Source organism: Rhodoferax sp. (genome assembly GCF_025354435.1).
Classification (GTDB): Bacteria; Pseudomonadota; Gammaproteobacteria; order Burkholderiales; family Burkholderiaceae_C; genus Rhodoferax_B.
Genome location: NZ_JANXMU010000016.1, coordinates 1 through 21,235, shown reverse-complemented (window position 1 = coordinate 21,235; position 21,235 = coordinate 1). Strand labels below are relative to the sequence as shown.

At 64.3% G+C, this 21,235-nt stretch carries 17 protein-coding genes and 1 pseudogene; 14 read left to right on the top strand and 4 right to left on the bottom strand.

The features are described from left to right. The first annotated feature begins 14 nt into the window (after positions 1–14). From Q0T48_RS04090 to Q0T48_RS04035, 12 genes and pseudogenes are all read left to right on the top strand, one after another. Positions 15–1,382 (top strand): MFS transporter, encoded by a 1,368-nt coding sequence (locus tag Q0T48_RS04090; protein WP_295952790.1) that lies wholly within the window; start codon positions 15–17, stop codon positions 1,380–1,382. Between the two features lie 149 nt (positions 1,383–1,531). Continuing rightward, positions 1,532–2,248 (top strand): response regulator transcription factor, encoded by a 717-nt coding sequence (locus Q0T48_RS04085; protein ID WP_295952787.1) that lies wholly within the window; start codon positions 1,532–1,534, stop codon positions 2,246–2,248. Positions 2,249–2,410: 162 nt separating this feature from the next. Then, positions 2,411–3,703, top strand: coding sequence for a HAMP domain-containing sensor histidine kinase (locus tag Q0T48_RS04080; protein WP_295952786.1), 1,293 nt, complete (start codon positions 2,411–2,413; stop codon positions 3,701–3,703). 233 nt (positions 3,704–3,936) lie between these two features. Then, the gene (locus Q0T48_RS04075) at positions 3,937–7,989 is read left to right on the top strand and encodes a Pls/PosA family non-ribosomal peptide synthetase (RefSeq protein WP_295952783.1); all 4,053 of its coding nucleotides are present in this window, start codon (positions 3,937–3,939) and stop codon (positions 7,987–7,989) included. Between the two features lies 1 nt (position 7,990). Further along, positions 7,991–8,671 (top strand): 4'-phosphopantetheinyl transferase superfamily protein, encoded by a 681-nt coding sequence (locus Q0T48_RS04070; RefSeq protein WP_295952780.1) that lies wholly within the window; start codon positions 7,991–7,993, stop codon positions 8,669–8,671. Positions 8,672–8,748: 77 nt separating this feature from the next. Then, positions 8,749–9,798, top strand: coding sequence for an L-glyceraldehyde 3-phosphate reductase (mgrA, locus tag Q0T48_RS04065; RefSeq protein ID WP_295952777.1), 1,050 nt, complete (start codon positions 8,749–8,751; stop codon positions 9,796–9,798). A gap of 145 nt (positions 9,799–9,943) precedes the next feature. Next, positions 9,944–10,054: pseudogene (locus tag Q0T48_RS04060) on the top strand (VOC family protein); the annotation flags it as partial. 166 nt (positions 10,055–10,220) lie between these two features. Beyond that, positions 10,221–11,303 carry an alkene reductase gene (locus Q0T48_RS04055; RefSeq protein WP_295952776.1) on the top strand — a complete coding sequence of 361 codons (1,083 nt, stop codon included), beginning with the start codon at positions 10,221–10,223 and terminating at the stop codon, positions 11,301–11,303. Between the two features lie 306 nt (positions 11,304–11,609). Next, positions 11,610–12,233 (top strand): alpha/beta hydrolase, encoded by a 624-nt coding sequence (locus Q0T48_RS04050; RefSeq protein ID WP_366887927.1) that lies wholly within the window; start codon positions 11,610–11,612, stop codon positions 12,231–12,233. Next, positions 12,211–13,236 carry a sensor domain-containing diguanylate cyclase gene (locus Q0T48_RS04045; protein ID WP_295952774.1) on the top strand — a complete coding sequence of 342 codons (1,026 nt, stop codon included), beginning with the start codon at positions 12,211–12,213 and terminating at the stop codon, positions 13,234–13,236. The genes Q0T48_RS04050 and Q0T48_RS04045 overlap by 23 nt, the downstream gene beginning before the upstream one ends. A 158-nt stretch (positions 13,237–13,394) precedes the next feature. Then, complete coding sequence (locus Q0T48_RS04040; RefSeq protein ID WP_295952770.1) at positions 13,395–13,778, top strand: MbcA/ParS/Xre antitoxin family protein; 384 nt, start codon at positions 13,395–13,397, stop codon at positions 13,776–13,778. Further along, on the top strand, positions 13,775–14,503 hold the full coding sequence (locus tag Q0T48_RS04035) for an RES family NAD+ phosphorylase (RefSeq protein ID WP_295952766.1): 729 nt from the start codon (positions 13,775–13,777) through the stop codon (positions 14,501–14,503). The genes Q0T48_RS04040 and Q0T48_RS04035 overlap by 4 nt, the downstream gene beginning before the upstream one ends. 10 nt (positions 14,504–14,513) lie before the next feature. On the opposite strand, the gene waaF is transcribed toward Q0T48_RS04035, so the two are convergent. The 3 genes from waaF to Q0T48_RS04020 are packed head-to-tail and all read right to left on the bottom strand — an operon-like array spanning position 14,514 to position 16,658. Further along, positions 14,514–15,518: a lipopolysaccharide heptosyltransferase II gene (gene waaF, locus Q0T48_RS04030; protein WP_295952764.1), complete on the bottom strand. Its 1,005-nt coding sequence runs from the start codon at positions 15,516–15,518 to the stop codon at positions 14,514–14,516. Then, entirely contained in the window at positions 15,508–15,705 is a 198-nt protein-coding gene (locus Q0T48_RS04025) for a zinc-finger domain-containing protein (RefSeq protein WP_295952761.1), read from the bottom strand. The genes waaF and Q0T48_RS04025 overlap by 11 nt, the downstream gene beginning before the upstream one ends. A gap of 2 nt (positions 15,706–15,707) precedes the next feature. Further along, complete coding sequence (locus Q0T48_RS04020) at positions 15,708–16,658, bottom strand: branched-chain amino acid transaminase (RefSeq protein WP_295952757.1); 951 nt, start codon at positions 16,656–16,658, stop codon at positions 15,708–15,710. Between the two features lie 163 nt (positions 16,659–16,821). On the opposite strand from Q0T48_RS04020, the gene Q0T48_RS04015 reads away from it, so the two are divergent. Together Q0T48_RS04015 and Q0T48_RS04010 are read left to right on the top strand one after the other, a co-directional pair. Then, a complete protein-coding gene (locus tag Q0T48_RS04015; protein ID WP_295952754.1) occupies positions 16,822–18,048 on the top strand; it encodes an MFS transporter in 1,227 nt (408 codons plus the stop codon). Between the two features lie 237 nt (positions 18,049–18,285). After that, positions 18,286–19,740 (top strand): rhodanese-like domain-containing protein, encoded by a 1,455-nt coding sequence (locus Q0T48_RS04010; RefSeq protein WP_295952752.1) that lies wholly within the window; start codon positions 18,286–18,288, stop codon positions 19,738–19,740. Positions 19,741–19,756: 16 nt separating this feature from the next. Here Q0T48_RS04010 and radA read toward each other — a convergent pair whose 3' ends face one another. Further along, a complete protein-coding gene (gene radA / locus Q0T48_RS04005) occupies positions 19,757–21,127 on the bottom strand; it encodes a DNA repair protein RadA (RefSeq protein WP_295952750.1) in 1,371 nt (456 codons plus the stop codon). Between the last annotated feature and the right edge of the window lie 108 nt (positions 21,128–21,235).

Sequence of the window (21,235 nt, the reverse complement as noted above, 5' to 3'; positions counted from 1 at the left end):
CGTATTATTCCCGGATGACGCAACCACGACCCGCTAGCTCCGCAATTTCCTCCCCGATGCCCGAACAAGCCCCGCCCACCCGGTGGATCGACACCCTCAAGGTCTACAAAGAACCCGCCACGCTGCGCATGCTGTCGCTGGGCTTTTCGGCCGGGCTGCCGCTGCTGCTGGTGCTGGGTACGCTGGGCTTTTGGTTGCGCGAGGCCGGCATTGACCGCACCACGATTGGCTACCTGAGCTGGGTGGGGTTGGCCTACGGCTTTAAATGGGTTTGGGCCCCGCTGGTGGACCACCTGCCGATCCCCGTGCTGACCCGGCTGCTGGGGCGGCGCCGCAGCTGGCTGCTGCTGGCGCAGGCGGCCATCATGCTGGGCCTGGTGGGCATGGCCAGCACCGACCCGCAACTGGATTTAAACCGCGTAGTCTGGTGTGCGCTGGCGGTGGCCTTTGGCTCGGCCACGCAGGACATTGCGCTGGATGCGTTCCGCATCGAATCGGCCAACACCGACCGCCAGGCAGCGCTGGCGGCGGCCTACCAGACTGGCTACCGGCTAGCGATGATCTGGGCCGGAGCCGGGGTGCTGTGGATTGCCGCGCGGGCCGAGGTGGCCGGGGCACCGCTGTACCAACCGGGCGCATGGCAAACCGCCTACCTGGTGATGGCCGCCAGCATGCTGGTGGGCGTGGTCACCGTGTTGGTGTCCCGCGAACCCGCCCGCATCATGATGCCCGCCGCCCGCAACGCCGCCGAATGGCTGCGCAGCGTGCTGATCGAGCCGTTTGCCGACTTTCTGCGCCGCTACAAAGGCCAGGCCGCGCTGATCCTGGCGCTGATCGCCCTGTACCGCATCAGCGACGTGGTGATGGGCATCATGGCGAATCCGTTTTACGTGGACATGGGCTACACCAAGGACGAGGTGGCGGCGGTGACCAAGATCTTCGGGGTCATCATGACCCTGGTGGGCGCGTTCATCGGCGGCGTGCTGTCGATGCGCCTGGGCGTGATGCGGGTGCTGATGCTGGGCGCAGCCCTGAGCTCGGCCACCAATTTGCTGTTTGCCTGGCTGGGCGGCCAAGGGCACGATCTGCAGGCCCTGATCTGGGTAGTGTCGGCCGACAACCTGGCTGGCGGCATTGCCTCGGCGGCCTTCATCGCCTACCTCAGCAGCCTGACGAATGTGAAGTACTCGGCCACGCAGTACGCACTGTTCAGTTCGATGATGCTGCTGGCGCCGAAGTGGCTGGCCGGGTTCTCGGGGTGGTTTGTGGATGCCTACGGCTATAGCCAGTTCTTCACCATGACGGCGCTGCTGGGTGTGCCAGTGCTGGTCCTGGTGGGGTTAGCTTCAAGGATAAAAACACCGCCAGCGCATATGGAATAAGCGCAACTAGCTCTTATTTCAGGAGCAAATCGATTGTAAAGTGTTTACGCAACTTTACAGTGGATACAACCGGGCTTGCTTCCAAAGGCGCACTATTGTCTTTACAAAGCGATTTACCTTCTGCAACCCGACACCACGATGGACACCCCATGAGCGCACACCTGCTAATGATCGAAGACGATACCCGCCTGGCCGGTATGGTGGGCGAGTACCTGGGCCAGTCTGGCTTCACCGTGGCACATTCGCCCACGGCCAATGGCGGCCTGGGCATGCTCAACGGCCCGTCCAGCACCACCCGGCCCGAGCTGGTGATCCTGGACCTGATGCTGCCCGACATGGACGGCCTGGAAGTCTGCCGCCGCATCCGCACCACCTCGGGCGATGTGTCGCAGATCCCGATTTTGATGCTCACCGCCAAGGGTGACCCGCTGGACCGCATCATCGGCCTGGAGCTGGGTGCCGACGACTATCTCCCCAAGCCCTTTGAGCCACGCGAGTTGCTGGCCCGCATCCGAGCCATCCTGCGCCGCCGCATGGACGGCACCGCCACACCACACAAGGTGCTGCGCTTTGGCACGCTGGAGATCGACCGCGACGCGCGCTCGGTGTCCGTCAGCGGCCAGGCCTGCGATCTGACCGCCTACCAGTTTGACCTGCTGGTGACCCTGGCCGAGCGCGCCGGGCGGGTGCTGACCCGCGACCAGATTATGGAAGCCGTGCGCGGCCGCGAGCTGGAAGCCTTTGACCGCAGCATCGACGTGCACATGGGCCGCATCCGCGCCGCCATCGAAGCCGACCCGAAGAACCCCCGCCGCATCGTCACCGTGCGTGGTGCGGGTTACGTATTTGCAAAGCAACAGGATTGATGGAGCACCCCCAGGCTTGCCCACTGTGTGTGGTAGCGCCACCCCCCTTGCAGGGGGCAACAGCAGCAGCCTGGCAAAGCCAGTTCTGCGCTGTTCGTTAACAGGCCTTGCTTCGCTCGCCCTGAGGCAGACGGCTCTGTTCTGATCCTTTAGCATCCTCCCATGCAACCTACCCTCCCGAATATGCTTCAGCGGCTGTACGTCCGCATCTGGCTGGCCGTGCTGCTAGCCGTGGCGGTGCTGACGCTGCTGGTGGGCTGGGCCTGGCGCATGGCCACCGACCCGCCACTGCGCGATCTGGAAATTCGCAACAAATCCGGCGAAATCATTGGCAAAGGTACCTCACGCGGGCTGCGCAGCATCACCCGCGGGCCGGATGGCGAACGCTATCCGCACATAGCGGCCAGCGCCCCCGACGAGCCCGAAGATGCCGAAGAGTCCAGCGCCACACCGCCCGGACCCGATGCGCCCCAGGGCCGCGGCCCCGAGTTTGTGGTGCTGATGCAAGACGGCCAGAAGCTGCTGGTGCACCTGCCCCGCCCCACCCGCGCGGCCTGGCTGCGCCCCCCGTTTGGCTTCTTCTGGACGCTGGGCCTGGTAGGCCTGGCGATGGCGCTGGCCATGTACCCCATCATCCGCCGCCTGACCCGCCGGCTCGAATCGCTGCAGCGCAGCGTGGAGCAATGGGGCGCGGGCGATCTGTCGGTGCGCGTGCCGATCCACGGGGAGGACGAGGCCGGTCTGCTGGCGCAGCGCTTCAACACCGCAGCCGAGCGGATTGAAACCCTGGTGGCCTCGCACAAAACCCTGCTGCAGTCGCAAAAGTCGCTGTTAGCCAATGCCTCGCACGAGCTGCGCAGCCCGCTCACACGCATCCGCATGGGCATTGAGCTGATGGGCTCCAAGCCCTCGCCCACCTTTAAAAACGAGATCAACCGCAACATCGCCGAGCTAGACCAGCTGGTCGAAGAAATTCTGCTGGCCAGCCGCCTGGATGCCAAAGAGGCCGACATGGGCACCATCGAAGAGGTCGATCTGATCGGTCTGGTAGCCGAAGAATGCGCTCGGATGGATGCCGCGTTTGAAGTGGGCGAAGAGGGTGCGGAAGACCAGATTTTTGCCGTCCAGGGTGTCGCCAAACTGCTGCGCCGCGCCATCCGCAACCTGCTGGAAAACGCCCGCCGCTACACCACCGGCGCGGTAAACGTCAGCCTGCAGCGGCATGGCAAATACGCCGTGCTGCGGGTGTTCGACCAAGGCCCCGGCGTACCCGCCGCGCTGCGCCAACGCATCTTCGAGCCGTTTTACCGCCTGCCCGGCGCCAGCGAAACCAACGGCGGTGTCGGCCTGGGCCTGGCCCTGGTCAAGTCCATCGCCGAGCGCCACGGCGGCACGGTGCGCTGCGAAGGCCGCGAAGGCGACGGTGCCTGCTTCGTGATCGAGTTGCCGTGCTGAACTGACGCCCCCCCGGGCGGCAAGGAAATTTCGCGTGGGCGTACAGTCACCCCGTCCACATGCGGTGCAATAGGGGTCGTAGCAATCGGTTGCACCCCCACCACGGCCTACGCCACCCGTGCGCCGCAACCCATAGCACTTAGCCGCGACCACCCAGGGGTCCCGGCCAGCCCCATTCACACCTGTTATTCTTCCCGGCAAAAAATTCTTCCGACTTTGGCCCACGATTTTTTATGCTCCTCACGTCTCCCGATTCCCAGCCCACCCTCGCTACCCCACCGCCGCCCACCCTCCACAACCTGGCCCATCCGGACATTCTCTGGGGTGAGAGCCGACCGGATTTGGTACGCGAGGAGGTACTTGCCGACATTCTGGAAGAGACGGCCCTGCGCACGCCAACGCAGCTGGCAATGGTGTTTGGCGATAACACGCTTAATTACCAGGAGTTGAATGCGCGGGCGGACCAGATAGCCTCCCACTTGATTGCGGCAGGCGTACGCCCCGGCCACCGCGTGGGTCTGTGGTTGCCGCGCGGCATCAGCGTGCTAACTATGCAAGCAGGGATTGCCAAGGCAGGCGCCGCGTGGCTACCCTTTGATGCCGATACGCCGGTGGAGCGCATTGCGGTATGCCTGGAAGATGCCGGTGCCGTCGGCTTGGTCAGCTGCCAGGACTGGTTGCCGCGGCTGGCGGCAATGCGCACCCCGGTGTGGACGGCAGAATCTTTGCTGGAGTCCACGCCCGTGCAGGTGCGTCGGGCGGGTGTCTTGCCGTCGCACCCGGCCTATGTCATTTACACCTCGGGATCGACGGGCAAGCCCAAGGGCATCGAGATCAACCAGGGCAGCATTTGCCACTTTTTGCGCAGTGAAAACTCGGTCTTGGGGGTGCATGCCAAAGACCGCGTCTACCAAGGCTTCTCGCTCGCCTTTGACATGTCGTTTGAGGAAATATGGATCAGCTATCTGGTGGGTGCCACGCTGTGGATAGCGCCCAAAGAGGTCGCCTCTGATCCGGAGGCCTTGCCGCTGGCATTGGTGGAAAACGGCATCACGGTGTTGCACGCGGTGCCCACCCTGCTGGCGCTTTTTAACCAGGATGTACCGGGCCTGCGTGTAATCAACCTGGGCGGCGAGATGTGCCCCCCATCGCTGGTGGCGCGCTGGGCCGTACCCGGCCGCCAGGTGTTCAACACCTATGGTCCGACCGAGACCACCGTGTCCGCCAGCTTGGCCGCGTTGCAGGCTACCGAAGCCGTGACCATCGGGCGGCCACTGCCCAACTATGGCCTGCTGGTCATCCATCCCACGCTGGAAGACGGCTTGCAGCTGATGCCGCGTGGCGAGGTGGGAGAACTCTGCATTACCGGTCCCGGTCTGGCCGATGGCTATCTGGGTCGGCCCGATTTGACAGCAGAAAAATTTCTGCGCAATCCATGGTCATGCCACGCCCACGACGCGCGCCTGTACCGCACAGGCGACTTGGCCCGTATCGGTGCCGATGGCCTGGTTCAATGCCTGGGCCGCACCGACGACCAGGTCAAAATCCGAGGCTTTCGCGTTGAACTTGGCGAGATTGAGGCCGCTTTGGCGCAGCAACCTGGCGTCGGCACGGTGGCCGTTGTGCTGCGTGCCCAAGACGGTATCGACCAGCTGATTGCCTACCTGGTGTTGGAGGGCGGGATGCGCATACCCCACAGTGATTTGCGTGCTGCACTTTCGAAAACCTTGCCTTCTTACATGGTCCCAGGCTACTTCGAAGCACTGGCCGAGATGCCGCGCCTGACTTCCGGAAAGATAGACAGAAACGCTCTGAAAGCCCGCCCGCTGGCGGAGCATCCGCGAGGTGCCGATGGCTCCGAGTCGCCTGAAACACCTGCCGAAGAGGCCTTGTTTGCGGCGTTGCGCCAGCTTTTCCCCGGGCAGCCCATCACCCGCGCGGCGGATTTTTTTGCCGATCTGGGTGGCCATTCGCTGTTCGCCGCCCGCCTCGCCTCCGCCTTGCGCGCCAACCCGCAATTCGCGCACATTACCGTGCGCGACATCTACCAGGCCCGCAGTGTGGGCGGTATTGCCGGAGTGCTGGGCCAGCCCCACGCGGCGGCGGCAAGCGTGGATGTCAGCTGGTTGCCCCCCTCTCGCCTAAAGCGCTGGACCTGCGGTGCAGCGCAGGCGGCGGCAGTCCCTGGACTGGTGGCCCTGAGCATGACGCAATGGATGGCACCCTTCTTTACCTACCATTTTTTTACCGGTGAGCCTGGCGACTCGATAGCCATTGCGATCGCCGCCTCGGTAGCGGCGTTTTTGCTGTCAACCTTGCTGGAGTTCGCCATTGCCATTGCCGGTAAATGGCTGATCGTCGGCCGCCTGAAGGCCGGGCGCTATCCGCTGTGGGGGTGGGCCTATTACCGATGGTGGCTGGCAGATAGGCTGATAGAGTCCGCGCCCACTTACTTGCTCAGTGGCTCCTCCATGTACAGCTGGTGGCTGCGCGCCCTGGGTGCCAAAGTCGGGCGCGATGTCACCATCGGATCGATCACGCTGCGGGCACCCGATTTGCTGGTACTGGGGGATGGCGTCAGCATAGGCAACGCGGTCAATTTTGAAAACGCGCGCGTGGAGCATGGCGAATTGCGCTTGGGGCCCATTACGCTGCAGCGCGAAGCCGGTGTGGGGTCTTATGCCGTGCTGGAAGGCAACACGCAGATCGGTGCTTACGGCCACCTTGGAGGCCAGTCGGCACTGAGCGACGGCAAAGCACTGCCTGCGGGCCGCGTCTGGAGCGGCTCCCCGGCCGCAGATACAGGTGCCTTCGACCACGCCACCCGCCGCCCACGGCCCACGGTTTCCCGCGCGCGTAGGGTGCTGGAGGGGGGCTATTTTGTGCTGGGCGCGTTGCTGATTGCGACGCTGTTTTTTCTGCCGGTATTTCCCAGCTTTATGCTGATCGACTGGATCGACGACACAGAGCTTTTTCCTCTGCTGGAAAACACCGGCGTGTGGTTTCAGCTGGTCAATTACTTTGTACTGGCTTTCCCCGCCACCGGTGTGTTGGTAGTGTGTACGGCACTGCTTTCTGCCGGTATCCGCTGGACGGTTTTGCCGCGCCTCAAGCCCGGCAGTTGGCCGGTACACAGCAATCTGTACTGCGCCAAATGGCTGGTCAGCCAGATCCAGGAATCCAGCCTGGCCGTGTTGCACGGCGTGTACGCCACCGTCTACGCGCCGATCTGGTACCGCTTGCTGGGGGCCAAGGTCGGTCGCGATGCCGAAATTTCTTCGGCTTTGGGACTGGTGCCCGACATGCTGACCCTGGGCGACGAAACCTTTATCGCGGATGCGGTGATGTTGGGCGATGAGCACATCGGTGGTGGCTGGATGACGATGCAAGCCACCGTGGTGTCCCGGCGCAGCTTTGTGGGCAACGGCTCCTACATTCCCGACGGCACGGTGCTGCCAGAAAACGTGCTGATCGGCGTGCACTCCACCGTCCCGGCCAACCACCTGATGCAAGACGGCCAGACCTGGCTGGGGTCACCGCCCATCCATTTGCCCGCGCGCGAAACCACCAGCGGGTTTGCGGAAAGTCTGACCTACCGGCCTTCGCCCATTCGCCGCCTGGCGCGCGGAGCCATTGAGGCTTTTCGCATCGTTGCCCCGCACGCGATCGTCACAGCGGTGGGTTATGTCGTGATTTTGAACGCCATGCCCTTCGCCAGCGATGAAAACTGGATGGCCGTGTTGGTCTACCTCACCACCGCCGCTATTTTTTATAGCGTGGGCACCTTCTTTTTCGTCGCTGCACTCAAGTGGTTGTTCATTCGGCGCTACAAGAAATGCAGTACCCCCATGTGGACACCGTTTGTCTGGCTGTCCGAGGCCATCACGAATTTGTACGAAGGCATTGCGGTGCCCAATTTCCTGCGCTACCTGCGCGGAACCCCGTTACTCCCGGTGGCCTTGAATTTTTTGGGCTGCCATATCGGCAAAGGGGTGTATCTGGACACCACCGACATCACGGAATTCGATTGTGTGTCGATCGGCGACTACAGCGAATTGAACGCCCTGGCATGTCCGCAGACCCATTTGTTCGAAGACCGCGTGATGAAGATCGACCATGTCACCATCGGCCAGCGGGTGTACATGGGGCCGCGCAGTGCGGTGTTGTACAGCGCCGTGGTGGCCGACAACGCCCAACTCGGCGCGTTGACCCTGGTGATGAAGGGTGAGTTCATACCCGCTGCCACCAGCTGGAAGGGCTGCCCTGCGGCTCCTGCCCGCAGCTGACATGCTGCCCGCCACCCAGGTTCTGGCGGTGCGGAGCGGGCCGCACAGCCTGCCCGTGGCGCTGCAGGACATCCGCTCGGTCCAGGCGCTCACAGTCGTCGGCGTGGCCACACCGGTCACCACGCAGCGTACGGTAGCCCGCGGGCTGGTGCGCGATGCCCTTCGCCAGACGCTGGGGGCCTTCCTGGACCAACCGGCCGCATCGATCGCGCTGGTGTCACCACCGAGCCAGGCCATTGCGGTGGATGCGCCACGGGAGCGCCTGGGTCTGTCTGTCAGCCACGCCCCGGGACTCAGCCTGGCCGCCATTGCCCAGGGTGCGCGCGTTGGGGTCGATGTGGTGCGCATAGAAAACGCTGCCGAAGCCTATCCGGACTGGCTCTGCGTGGCGCGCGACTACCTCGGTCCGCAGGCTACCGCCTGGCTGCAGGCTACCCCTGCGACGGACTGTCCGGTCGCGTTTATGCAGGCGTGGACGCAGTTTGAAGCCTGCCTGAAGTGTTTGGGCCTGGGCTTGACCGAATGGTCCCCACAGCTAGGGGCACAACTGGCAACATGCCAGGTATGGGCGCTCGATTTCGGTGCCAACCACAGCGGGCCCGTGGCAACCGACGGCCACTTTATTGGCTCAGTCGCCGTGCAAGCTCCAGCGCTGCGCAGTGTGCACCCGGCCCAGAGATAGTGCGGAGCGCGCACGAATGCAGGCATTCTTCCCTAGAATGCTGCAACCCTATCCACAACACGCCGGAGACAAAACCCATGAGCTACCACGCCGCAGCCGACCGCTACGCCGACAAAATGCAATACCGCCGCACTGGACGTAGCGGCCTGAAGCTACCCGCCATCACCCTGGGCCTGTGGCACAACTTTGGCGACACTACGCCCATGGCCACCCAGCGCGCCATGCTGACCACCGCATTTGACCTGGGCATTACCCATTTCGACCTGGCCAACAACTACGGCCCGCCCTACGGCAGCGCCGAGAGCAACTTTGGCGAGCACATGCGCCGCGACTTCCGGCCCTACCGCGACGAACTGGTGATCTCCAGCAAGGCCGGGTACGACATGTGGCCCGGCCCCTACGGCCAGGGCGGCGGCGGGCGCAAATACGTGCTGTCCAGCCTGGACCAAAGCCTGAAACGCATGGGCCTGGAGTATGTGGACATCTTTTACTCGCACCGCTTCGACCCCGACACCCCGCTGGAAGAAACCATGGGCGCACTGGCCAGCGCCGTGCAGCAGGGCAAGGCGCTGTACGTGGGCGTGTCCAGCTACTCGGCCGGTAAAACCCGCGAAGCTGCCGCGCTGCTCAAGCAAATGGGCGTGCCCTGCCTGATTCACCAGCCGTCCTACAGCATGATGAACCGCTGGATCGAAGAAGACCTGCTGGATGCCTTGGCCGACAACGGCATGGGCTGCATCGCCTTCAGCGCGCTGGCCCAGGGCCTGCTGACCAACAAATACCTCAACAGCATTCCCGCCAGCGCCCGCATCAACCAGCCCGGTGGCGGCTCGTTCAAGAGCGAGCACCTGAGTCCGAAAAACCTGGCCCACGTCAGCGCGCTGAACGACATCGCCCTGGCCCGCGGCCAAAGCCTGGCGCAGATGGCCATCGCCTGGGTGCTGCGCGACCCGCGCATGACCTCGGCCCTGATCGGAGCCAGCCGCCCCGAGCAGATCGTGGAACTGGTGGGTGCCCTGCAGAAGCTGGACTTCAGCGCCGCCGAACTGGCCGCCATCGACCAGCACGCAGTAGACGGCGGCATCAACCTGTGGAAGCGGCCTTCGACCGACCAGCAGCTGGCTTGAACACGTACGGCAAAATTTAAGTAAAAAATGCCTCTAGCGTAGTTAGCGCCTACGCTAGTAGCTATTTAAATAATAGCAAATTTCCGTTTCACGTGAAACCATGCAGACAGACCACCGGACCCCTTTCGCAGGGCTCTGCGATGGAGCCATCGAGCCAAGCCCGGTGCCACGCACCGGAGCCTTGGGGCCGATCACCTCGGTGTACTTTCGCGACCCGGATGGCAATCTGATCGAGCTTGCGTCTTACGGGGACTGACGCAAGAGTGGCAAAGGTCTGGACACACGATTGTTTCCAATCCACCAACACAGCGGTTCATTTCCAGGCCCTACCGGTACCCCCGCAGCCCCCCACCTAAAGTACACAGGCCCGCCCGCGTGCGGCCTGTCCCTACCGGTACAACCCTCTTTTTGAAATGGCCCCTATGCCCTCCTTGTTCGACCCCATCCAGATCGGCAACTTCACTGCCCCCAACCGCATCCTGCTGGCACCCCTGACCCGCGGGCGGGCGACCCGCGAACATGTGCCCACCGCGATGATGGCCACCTACTACGCGCAGCGGGCAACGGCGGGCCTGATCATCACCGAGGCCACCGGCATCAGCCGCGAAGGCATGGGCTGGCCCTATGGCCCCGGCATCTGGACTGCCCCGCAGGTCGAGGCCTGGAAACCGGTGACCGACGCGGTGCACGCCGCGGGCGGGCGCATCCACATGCAGCTCTGGCATATGGGCCGGATCGTGCATCCCAGCTTTCTGGGCGGCGCGCAGCCGGTCTCGGCCTCGGCCACCACGGCCCCCGGCGACACCCACACCTACAGCGGCAAGCAGCGCTATGCCGAAGCACGGCCCCTGGCCCTGGACGAGATCAAGCGCCTGCTGGACGACTATGCCCACGCCGCCCGCAACGCCATGGCGGCAGGTTTTGACGGGGTGCAGGTGCACGCCGCCAATGGCTACCTGATCGACCAGTTTCTGCGTGACAACAGCAATCTGCGCGACGACGCGTATGGTGGCACGGTAGAAAACCGCATCCGCCTGCTGACCGAAGTGACCCAGCGCGTGGCCGACACCGTCGGGGCCGGACGCACCGGCGTGCGCCTGTCGCCCAACGGCGACTCGCAGGGTGCGAACGACAGCGATCCCGAGGCCTTGTTCGGGGCCGCCGCCCGGGCGCTGGACGGCGTGGGCGTGGCCTACCTGGAACTGCGCGAGCCGCCGCTGAACGGCACCTTCGGCAAAGCCGACCGGGCCCCCGTGCACCCGGTGATCCGCAAGGCCTTCCGCGGCCCGCTGTTTCTCAACTCGGACTACGGCCAGGCCCGGGCCCAGGCCGCTCTGGACGCAGGCGAGGCCGACGGTGTGGCCTTTGGCCGCCCGTTTCTGGCCAACCCCGATCTGCCCTACCGCTTCGCCCATGGCCTGCCACTGAACCCCGATGTACCTGCCACCTGGTACAGCCAGGGACCCGAGGGCTACACCGACTATCCAGCGGCCGTACGCGGATAAAACTGGGGGGTGCTGGCATCCCTGACCTGCTATAGGTTTCGCTGATGTTGCGTATTGTTACGTTAGGATGAGGGCTTATCCACAGGGCATTCGGAGTGCATTTTGGACATCCTGCAACGCAACAATGTGCATGTCTTGGGCGACAGCGACCCGGTGCTGCTGTAGGCCCACGGCTTTGGCTGCCAGCAAACCATGTGGAGCCGCATCACCCCGGCGTTTGCCGACGGCTACCGGCAGGTGCTGTTCGACTACGTGGGCAGCGGCAAGTCGGACCTGGCGGCGTTTGACAGCCAGCGCTAAAGCAGCCTGCACGGCTATGCGCAAGACCTGCTGGAAGTCTGCGACGCGCTGGGCCTGCACAGCGGCGTAACCTTTATCGGCCATTCGGTGAGCTGCAGTGTCGGCATGCTGGCCTCGATTGCCCTGCCAGGTCTGTTCGACCGGCTGGTGCTGCTGGGCCCCTCGCCCTGCTTTTTGAACCACCCACCCGGCTACCTGGGCGGATTTGAGCGCGAGGACCTGGAAGGCCTGCTGGAGCTGATGGACCAAAACTACATCGGCTGGGCGCAGTACCTGGCACCTGTCGCATCGGGCGAAGCCGGTGGTGCCGCAGCCAGTGTGTCCACCGCCGAGTTGAGCGACAGCTTTTGCTCCACCGACCCGGTCGTCGCCCGGGTGTTTGCCCAAACCACCTTTTTTGCTGACCACCGGGCTGATCTGCCCAAAGTGACCCGGCCCTGCCTGGTCTTGCAGCACCGGGTGGATGCGCTGGCACCGCCATCGGTGGGCGAGTACCTGCACCAGCATCTGCAAGGCAGTACGCTGCAAGTGCTAGACATCACCGGCCATTGCGGCCACATGAGCCACCCGGTCGAGGTCATCGCTGCGATCCGGAATTACCTCCGTCATGCACAACCTGTTGCCGCCTGACACCCAAGCTTGCGCGGCACCGCTGAACCAGTTGCCCTGCCCTGTGCTGGTGACAGATATCCATGGCCGGATCCTGGCGGCCAATGCCGACCTGCTGGCGGTGGTGGGCGGCACCGAGGCGCAGTGGCTGCAGCAGACCATGGACATGCTGATGCCCCCGGCCAGCCGCATCTTTTTGCAAACCCACGTCTGGCCCATGATGCTCAACCAGGGCGGGGTGCGCGAAATCTACCTGCACCTGTGCGGCGCGCAGGGTCCGCGCGTGCCCGTGATGGTCAACTGCCAGCGCGGCCTGTACGGTGAAGACGGCCCAGACGGTGGTACCGAGGGCTGCTACTGGGTGTTTTTTGTGGCGCTGGAGCGCAGCCGGTTTGAAGCCGAGCTGGTGCAGGCCCGCGCCCGGGCCCAAACCCTGGCCGCCGACCTGGCCCTGGCGAATGCCGAACTGCGGGCCATGCACGCAAAGCTGACCCAGCACACCCACGTGGTCGAGTCGGAAAACCGTGAACTCGCCGAACTCAGCCAGACCGACCCCCTGACCGGCCTGGGCAACCGCCGCGCCCTGGCCCAGGCCGTCGCCCACTGGCAGGCCCTGGCCGAGCCGGGTGCCTGCGCCTCGGTGCTGATGGTGGATGTAGACCACTTCAAAGCTGTCAACGACCAGTACGGCCACGACGAAGGCGATCTCGTGCTGGCCACCCTGGCCCGCCAGCTGCAGGCCAGCATCCGCAGCAGCGACCTGGCCGTGCGCTACGGCGGCGAAGAATTCACCCTGTGGCTACCCAACGCCGACCGCCCGGGCGCCGCCCACACCGCCCTGCGGGTGCACGAACACGTGCGCAGCCTGCAGGACGGCGGCCAACCGATCACCGTCAGCATCGGCGTGGCCACCGCCACCCTGGCCCACGACCCGGCGCTGCTGCAACGGCTGGTACACCAGTCCGACACCGCCGTCTACCAGGCCAAAGTGGCGGGACGCAACCAGACGGTATTTGCGGATTGACCGTATTTAGGCATCCAACAAGCCGCTAGCTCTTATTCCGTCTGCACAAGTAGCTACTAAAAATATAGCATACGTGTACTAAGCGACCGGGTCGAAGCAATTGCTTGCAAATTGCATAATTTATTGATATTATTTCATGTGAAACTCCAGGAATGTCCATGCTCGCCACCGCGCCCAATCCGACCACCCAGCCTGACCCCGGCATCGTCTTGGCCAAAGCCACCCTGAAAGCCGCCACCCTGTTGGGCTTTACCGGCACGGTGCTGGGCAAGGTGATTGGCCTGAGCGAAGCCTCGATCTCGCGCATCGGCATGGGCGGCCGGCCCCTGCAGCCCAACAGCAAGGAAGGCGAGCTGGCCGCACTGCTGGTGCGGGCCTTCAGCGCGCTGGACGCGATGGTGGGCAACGACCCGCAGCGCCGCCTCGCCTGGCTGACCAGCCACAACAAGGCCTTGAACGGCACCCCCAAAGAACTGATGCAGACCGTGCAAGGCCTGGTCCTCGTGACCGGTTATCTGGACAGCATGCGGACCAAAATATGAGCCCGGTGGACATCGACCCCGACTGGATCACCCAGTCGCTGGCGGAGCACGAGCATGGTTTGGAAAGCGATGTCTGGCGCGCCGTGGACTCCCTGGATGCCGTAGCCACGCTGCGGCTGGTCGACACGCTGGATGAGCTGCTGGTGCTGGAGCAGATCCTGGCCGACAGCCTGCCGCCCCTGCCGCCCGATACCGCGCACCTGCACCCCTTGCTGAACACGCCGTTTCGCTTTACCGCCCCCTACCCATCGCGCTTTCGGCCCGCCCAGGCACCGGGGATCTGGTACGGCGCCGACTCCCCCGAGGTGGCCTGTGCCGAAATCGGCTACTGGCGTTGGCGTTTTCTGGTGGACAGCGAGGGCCTGCAGCCCTGCGCGCTGCTGGGCAGTTACGCCCTGTTCCACGCCGTGGTGGCCGGCCACTGCCTGAACCTGGACAGCCCGCCCTGGAACGATTTGGCCGCGCATTGGAAGCACCCCACCGACATCCGCGCCTGCCAGGCCCTGGCCGCGCTGGCGCTGGCCCCTGCCAAGCCGGTGCAATGGATACGCTACCCCTCGGCGCGCAGCCCGGAAGGTTTCTGCGCTGCCGTGTTCGACCCGCAGGCCCTGACCGTGGTGGCGCCGCACGCGCAGGAAACCTGGGTTATCAAGGTCAGCGCCCAGCGGCTGGTCTTCAGCCACGGGCAAGAAAGACTTTCCGTGGAAACGGAAGGCTGGATGTGAGAACGCTGTTCTACAGCGCCGCCAGCACCCGCTGCGGTGTCACGTCCACCAGGCAGCGTGTGTGGCCCAGCGGGCAATCGCGCTGAAAGCAGGGCGCGCAGTCCAGCGGCGGCTGGTAGCTGGCATCGTTTTTCAGCCACAGCACCTGGGCGCGGTCGTTCAGCGGCGGTGTGTGCAGCGGGCTGCTGGAGCCAAAAATAGCCACCTGCGGCACACCGAAGGCGGCGGCCACATGCATCAGGCCCGAATCGTTGCTCACTATGGTTTTAGTGGCTGCTATCGCAGACAAAGCCTGGGCTAGCGTCGTTTTTCCTGCAAAGTTCAGGGCCCAGCCCGGACGCATTGCATTGACCGGTGCGGCGATCTCTTCGCACAGCGCCCGCTCCTTGCCCGAGCCCAGCAACACCACCGGCACGTCCAGCTCCTGGGCCAGGGCGGCAAAGTGGCCGGCGGGCCAGCGCTTGGCCGGGCCGTACTCGGCCCCCGGCGCAAACACCGCATAGCCGCCCGGCTGCAGGCCCAGATCGGACAGAGACTGCGCGACGACGCGCGGGTCCATTTTCAACTGCGGACGGTCGCCGTCCAAACCGGTTTCACCGCTCAGCGCGGAATAGAAGGCCACCATCGGCGGCCGCTCATCGCGCGGCGGGTTTTTAAGCCGCTCGGTCAGCAGGCCGATGCGGGCTTCACCGAAGTAGCCCACACGGCGTGGGATGCGCGCCAGAAACGGAATCAGCGCGCTTTTCAGCGAATTGGGCAGCACATAGGCCGCGTCAAACCGGCCCTGGAGCTGCGCCGCCATGGCCCGCCGCGCCTGCCACTGCAGCCCCCCGTGCTGGAACGGAAACTCCACCACCTCGGCCACTTGCGGCATGGCCCGGTACACCGGCGCCACCCAGGGCAGCGCGCCCACGGTAAGCCGCTCGCCCCGCGCCTGCAGGCGGCGCATCAGCGGCTCGGTCATCACCGCGTCCCCAATCCATTGGGGGGCGATGACGAGGGAATTAGTGGCCACCGCCGAAGTGTTCACCGGCCTTCAGTGCGTAGACGGTGCCGCAGTAAGGGCACTTGGCCTCGCCCGTGTGGGCTACGTCGAGGTAGACCTTGGGGTGGCTGTTCCACAGGGCCATGTGGGCTTTTTGGCTGGGACAGAACACGCCGCCTTGGGCGTTCAGGTCTTTGGCTAGGAGTTCGATGGACATGTTCAGACCTTTGTAAGCCAATGTGAATATTTAGGGTTGCGGCCGTTGACGATGTCAAAGAAGGCGCTTTGGATTTTTTCGGTGATCGGGCCGCGGCTGCCGACGTAGTCGTCGCGGCCGAGTTCGATGCGGTCGAGTTCGCGGATGGGTGTGACTTCGGCGGCGGTGCCGGTGAAGAAGGCTTCATCGGCGATGTAGACCTCGTCGCGGGTGATGCGCTTTTGCACCACTTCCAGGCCCAGATCTTTACAGATGTAGAACACGGTGTTGCGGGTGATGCCATTCAGCGCACCGGCCGACAGGTCGGGGGTGTAGACCACGCCGCCCTTGACCACAAACAGGTTTTCGCCTGCGCCTTCGGACACAAAGCCGCTGGCATCCAGCAGCATGGCTTCGTCGTAGCCGTCGTCCACGGCTTCCATGTTGGCCAGGATGGAGTTGGTGTAGTTGCTCACCGCCTTGGCTTGGGTCATGGTGATGTTGACATGGTGGCGGGTGTAGCTGGAAATCTTTACGCGGATGCCGCGCCGCATGCCCTCTTCGCCCAGGTAAGCACCCCAGGGCCAGGCGGCGACCATCAGGTGGATGGTATTGCCCTTGGGGGAAACGCCCAGCTTCTTGTCGCCGATCCAGGTCAGCGGGCGCAGGTAGCCGGATTCGAGCTTGTTTTCGCGGATCACGGCGCACTGCGCGTCGTTCACTTCTTGCTGGGTGAACGGGATTTGCATGCGCAGGATCTTGGCGCTGTTGAACAGGCGCTCGGTGTGCTCCTGCAGGCGGAAGATGGCCGGGCCGTTGACCGTGTTGTAGGCCCGCACGCCTTCGAACGCGCCGCAACCGTAGTGCAGGGTGTGCGTCAGCACGTGGATCTTGGCATCGCGCCACTCGACCATCTGGCCGTCCATCCAGATTTTGCCGTCGCGGTCTGACATCGAAGGGGGTAGCGGGGACATTGCGGTTCCTTGGGCGTTGTGGGGGATTGAGCATTCAATTTTACGGGCTGGTCGCCCCACCACCACACCATGCTGCTTTCGCAGCCCAGCCCCCGTGGATGGCGGGGGCGGCAATCGCCAATCGGCAGCGTGGCGGGGGCCTGCCACTCCTAAAATTTCAAGCATGCCCACCCTCACCATGCCCCTGCCGGTTGATGCCGAATTTCCCCACTGGCAGCGCAACCTGTATGTTTGCCTGTTTGGCTCCTTCACCACCGGGGTGGCGATGACCCTGCTGCTGCCGTTTTTGCCGCTGTACCTGGAGCAACTGGGCGTACAGGGCCACGCAGCGCTGGCGCAGTGGTCGGGCGCGGCGTTTGCCGCCACCTTCCTCAGCGCCGGGCTGGCCGCACCGCTGTGGGGCCGCATGGCCGACCGCTATGGCCGCAAGCTGATGCTGGTCCGCGCCAGCCTGGGCATGGCCATCACCATGGGGCTGATCGGCGTGGTCGCCACCGCCTGGCAACTGGTAGGGCTGCGGCTGCTGGCCGGACTGGTGGGCGGCTACGCCTCCGGGTCGATGGTGCTGGTGGCCACGCAAACACCCAAGGCGCGCACCGGTTGGGCGCTGGGCACGCTGTCGTCGGGTTTCATGGCGGGTAACCTGCTGGGGCCGCTGGTGGGTGGCAGCCTGCCGCCGCTGATCGGCATCCGCGCCACCTTTTTCCTGGCCGGCGGGGTGATCTTCATCGCCTTTCTGGCCACCTGCTTTTTGATCAAGGAGCAGCGCCCGGTGCGCCCGCCCACGACCTCCGGCGTACAGCCCCCGCGCGCCAGCCTGTGGGCGCAGATTCCCGACCGCCGCCCGGTGCTGGCGATGCTGCTCACCGGGCTACTGCTGACCCTGGCGCACATGTCGGTCGAGCCCATCATCACCGTCTACATCGCGCAGCTGCTGCCTCCCGAGGGGCCGGTTACCTGGTATGCCGGTCTGGCGATGTCGGCGGGTGCCCTGGGCAATATCGTGGCCGCACCGCGCCTGGGCCAGCTGGCCGACCGCGTGGGCTACCACCGGGTGATCGTCGGCTGCCTGCTGGCCGCCGCGGTACTGCTGGTGCCGCAAGCCTTTGTCACCGATGTCTGGCAGCTCATTGTGCTACCGCTGCTGATGGGCGCAGCCCTCGCCGGGCTGCTGCCCTGCATCACCAGCGTGATCCGCCACAGCGTGCCAGCCGCCATAGCGGGCGGCGTGCTGGGCTACGCCACCTCATCGCAGTACGCCGGGCAGGTGGCCGGGCCACTGCTGGGCGGGCTGGTGGGTGGGCACATCGGCATGCGGGCGGTGTTTTTGGCCACCAGCGTGCTGATGGTGCTGGGGGCGGTGGTGGCGGGACGGTCGGCGCGGCAGTAGCCCGGCAAACTGCATTTTTCAAACACCCGGAGGCATCCACGCACTCCAGCAATCGGGCCGCCGCGTGGATGGTCAGACCCTCGATCGGCTTCTTGGAGACCTTGGCCAAACTGGGCTGGGAGTACAGTCTTTTGAGACTCACACTGCAAACAAGAGGCCACCGGCCAGCCTATGACACGATCGATACGCGCTTTTTTGACTATTTTTGGAATGCTGCTGTCGCTCCACGCACACGGGATGACGCTTGAAAAGCGAGGCCACCAGCTATTTGCCACTGACATCGTGGGCGGCGACGACTGGTTGAACTTCAACCAGGCCTTTACCGACCCCGCCATCGACACCGTGGTGCTGGTCAACTCGCCAGGGGGTAGTCTGTGGGATGGCCTGCGCATCAGCAAGCTGATTGCCAACAAGGGCTACAACACCGTGGCGGCAGGCTCTTGCAGCTCTGCATGCTCGCTGCTTTTCATGGGCGGCAAAGAGCGGCGGTTTTCCAACGCGTTCGACCCTGGCTGGACCTACATCGGCATCCATGGCGCTCACAACGGTAGCGACGGATCGCTGCAGATGCAGGCCAACCCCGAGATATATGCGCTGCTGAAAACCGCCATGGGGACAAAGTTCAACGCCAGCATCGTGAACACCGCCCTCTACCAGATGGACGACAGCAACGGGTTGATGGTGGTGCCGGACAACATCCGCAACCCCCGCGCACCCATCTTTCACTGCAAGTCGGGCCAAACACTTCCCAAAGACTGCACGCCGTACCCGGATACGGATGCACTCAGCCTGGGGGTCATCACCCACAACGACCTGGTCACGCTGGTGCTGCCGAGTGCGTTCCAGCCATCCACCCAACTGCTGGGCCGTGCGCAAACGGTGCTGCTGGCCAACCCCGCCGCCTACCTGGAAGCCGTCGCCCAGCAGCACTGCATCAGCGCGCGTTGCAAAGACAACGTGACCGCCCTGCAAGGCCTCGACGACAGCAAGGCACTGGCAGTGCGCGACGCCGGTGCGGGAGCGGGATGGTCGTCCAAACAGCCCAGTATTGCCAACGCGGTACTGGCGGCGGTCTACAGCTGCAACCATATCCTGGACCGGCCCGTGCAGCTATGCACCGCAGAAATGGCCAATAGCTTTGACCTGCGGCATTTCTACACCGAGGCTGAGGCAGAGCACCGTGCCAAGCTTGCGCAGCTCCAGGTGCCGACCGAAAAGTTTTATGCCAGCGAAGAGTTTGGTGGCGGCTTTGGCACGGCCCAGGTCTACCGCATCGAGAAGCCTATGGATATGCCCCTGATGCAAGTACAAGGTGTGCAAACGGTCGGCACCCAGGAGCTGGCCCGTATGCTGAAATCCGATACGCCGCCTGCGGCCATCGACATCAGCGGTGCCGAAGAAACCATCCCCAGCACGTCGACCCTGTTTTTTGGCGGCAATGCCTTTGATGCCCCGGAGCTGGCGTCTGCATTCCACAGCCGGTTTACCGCACTGCTGAAACTACTGGCACCCAATGCCGACCGGCCGCTGGTGATTTTTGGCAACGGGCGCAATTGGCTGTCCGCCAACGCCGCACTGCGCGCCAGGCAAGCCGGCTACACCCATGTGCTGTGGTACCGCGGCGGCATGGAGGCATGGAAGCGAGCGGACCTGCCATCGGCACTGACCACCGTGCGCGCCGTCGCCAACTAACTTTCACGTTAAGACTTCAGGTCAGCCCCCGCACCACTTCCATCGCCTGCTCCACACGCTCCACCGCGTGGATGGTCAGGCCTTCGATGGGCTTCTTGGGGGCGTTGGCTTTGGGCACGATGGCCACGCTGAAACCCAGCTTGGCGGCTTCTTTCAAGCGCTCTTGCCCGCGCGGCGCGGGGCGCACTTCACCGGCCAAACCCACCTCGCCAAAGGCGATGAAGCCCTTGGGCAGCGGCTTGCCGCGCAGGCTGGAGGTGATGGCCAGCAACACCGCCAGATCAGCCGCCGGTTCGCTGATACGCACGCCGCCCACCGCGTTGACGAACACGTCCTGGTCCATGCAGGCGATGCCCGCGTGGCGGTGCAGCACGGCCAGCAACATGGCCAGGCGGTCCTTGTCCAGGCCCACGCTCAGGCGGCGTGGGCTGGGGCCGCCGCTGTCCACCAGCGCCTGGATCTCGACCAGCAGCGGGCGCGTGCCTTCCAGCGTCACCATCACGCAGCTGCCGGGCACCGGCTCGGGATGCTGGCTCAAAAAGATGGCGCTGGGGTTGCTCACGCCCTTCAGGCCGTGCTCCGTCATGGCGAACACCCCAATCTCGTTGACTGCGCCAAAGCGGTTCTTGATGGCGCGCACCAGACGGAAGCTGCTGTGCGTATCGCCCTCGAAGTACAGCACCGTGTCCACCATGTGCTCAAGCACCCGCGGCCCGGCCAGCGCGCCCTCTTTGGTGACGTGGCCGACCAGCACGATGGCCACGCCCGATGCCTTGGCCGCGCGCGTCAGGTGGGCCGCACATTCGCGCACCTGTGCCACCGAGCCGGGTGCCGAGGTGAGCTGGTCGGAATACACGGTCTGGATCGAGTCGATCACCGCGATGTGTGGGCGGTGGGTTTGCAGGGTGCTGAGAATTTTTTCCAGCTGGATTTCGGCCAGCACCTGCACCTGGCTGTTCACAATCCCTAAGCGGCGCGAACGCAGCGCCACTTGCGCCCCGCTCTCCTCGCCGGTCACGTACAGCGTCTTCTGGCCGGAGCGTTGCAGCGCATCCAGCGCCTGCAGCAAGAGCGTGGATTTGCCGATGCCGGGGTCGCCGCCAATCAGCACCACACCGCCCTCCACAATGCCGCCGCCCAGCACCCGGTCCAGCTCGTCCAGGCCGGTGGGCGTGCGGTCCATGTCCGTCGCTTCGATGTCGGCCAGGGCCATGACCTCGGCGGTTTTGGCCAGCGCGGCAAAGCGGTTGTTTTTGGTCGATGCCACCGGCTCGGCCACGGATTCGATCAGCGTGTTCCAGGCCTGGCAGTGCGGGCACTTGCCCAGCCACTTGGGGCAGGTGCCACCGCATTCATTGCAGGTGTAGATGGTTTTGTCTTTGGCCATGCAGCGACTATAGCCGAAGGCTGTGTAAAAACACAGTAGCTATTGTTTTAGGAGCTGTGCCCGCCTATTTCATCAGCGCTAGCGGCACTTTTTATCTGGAGATGGTGG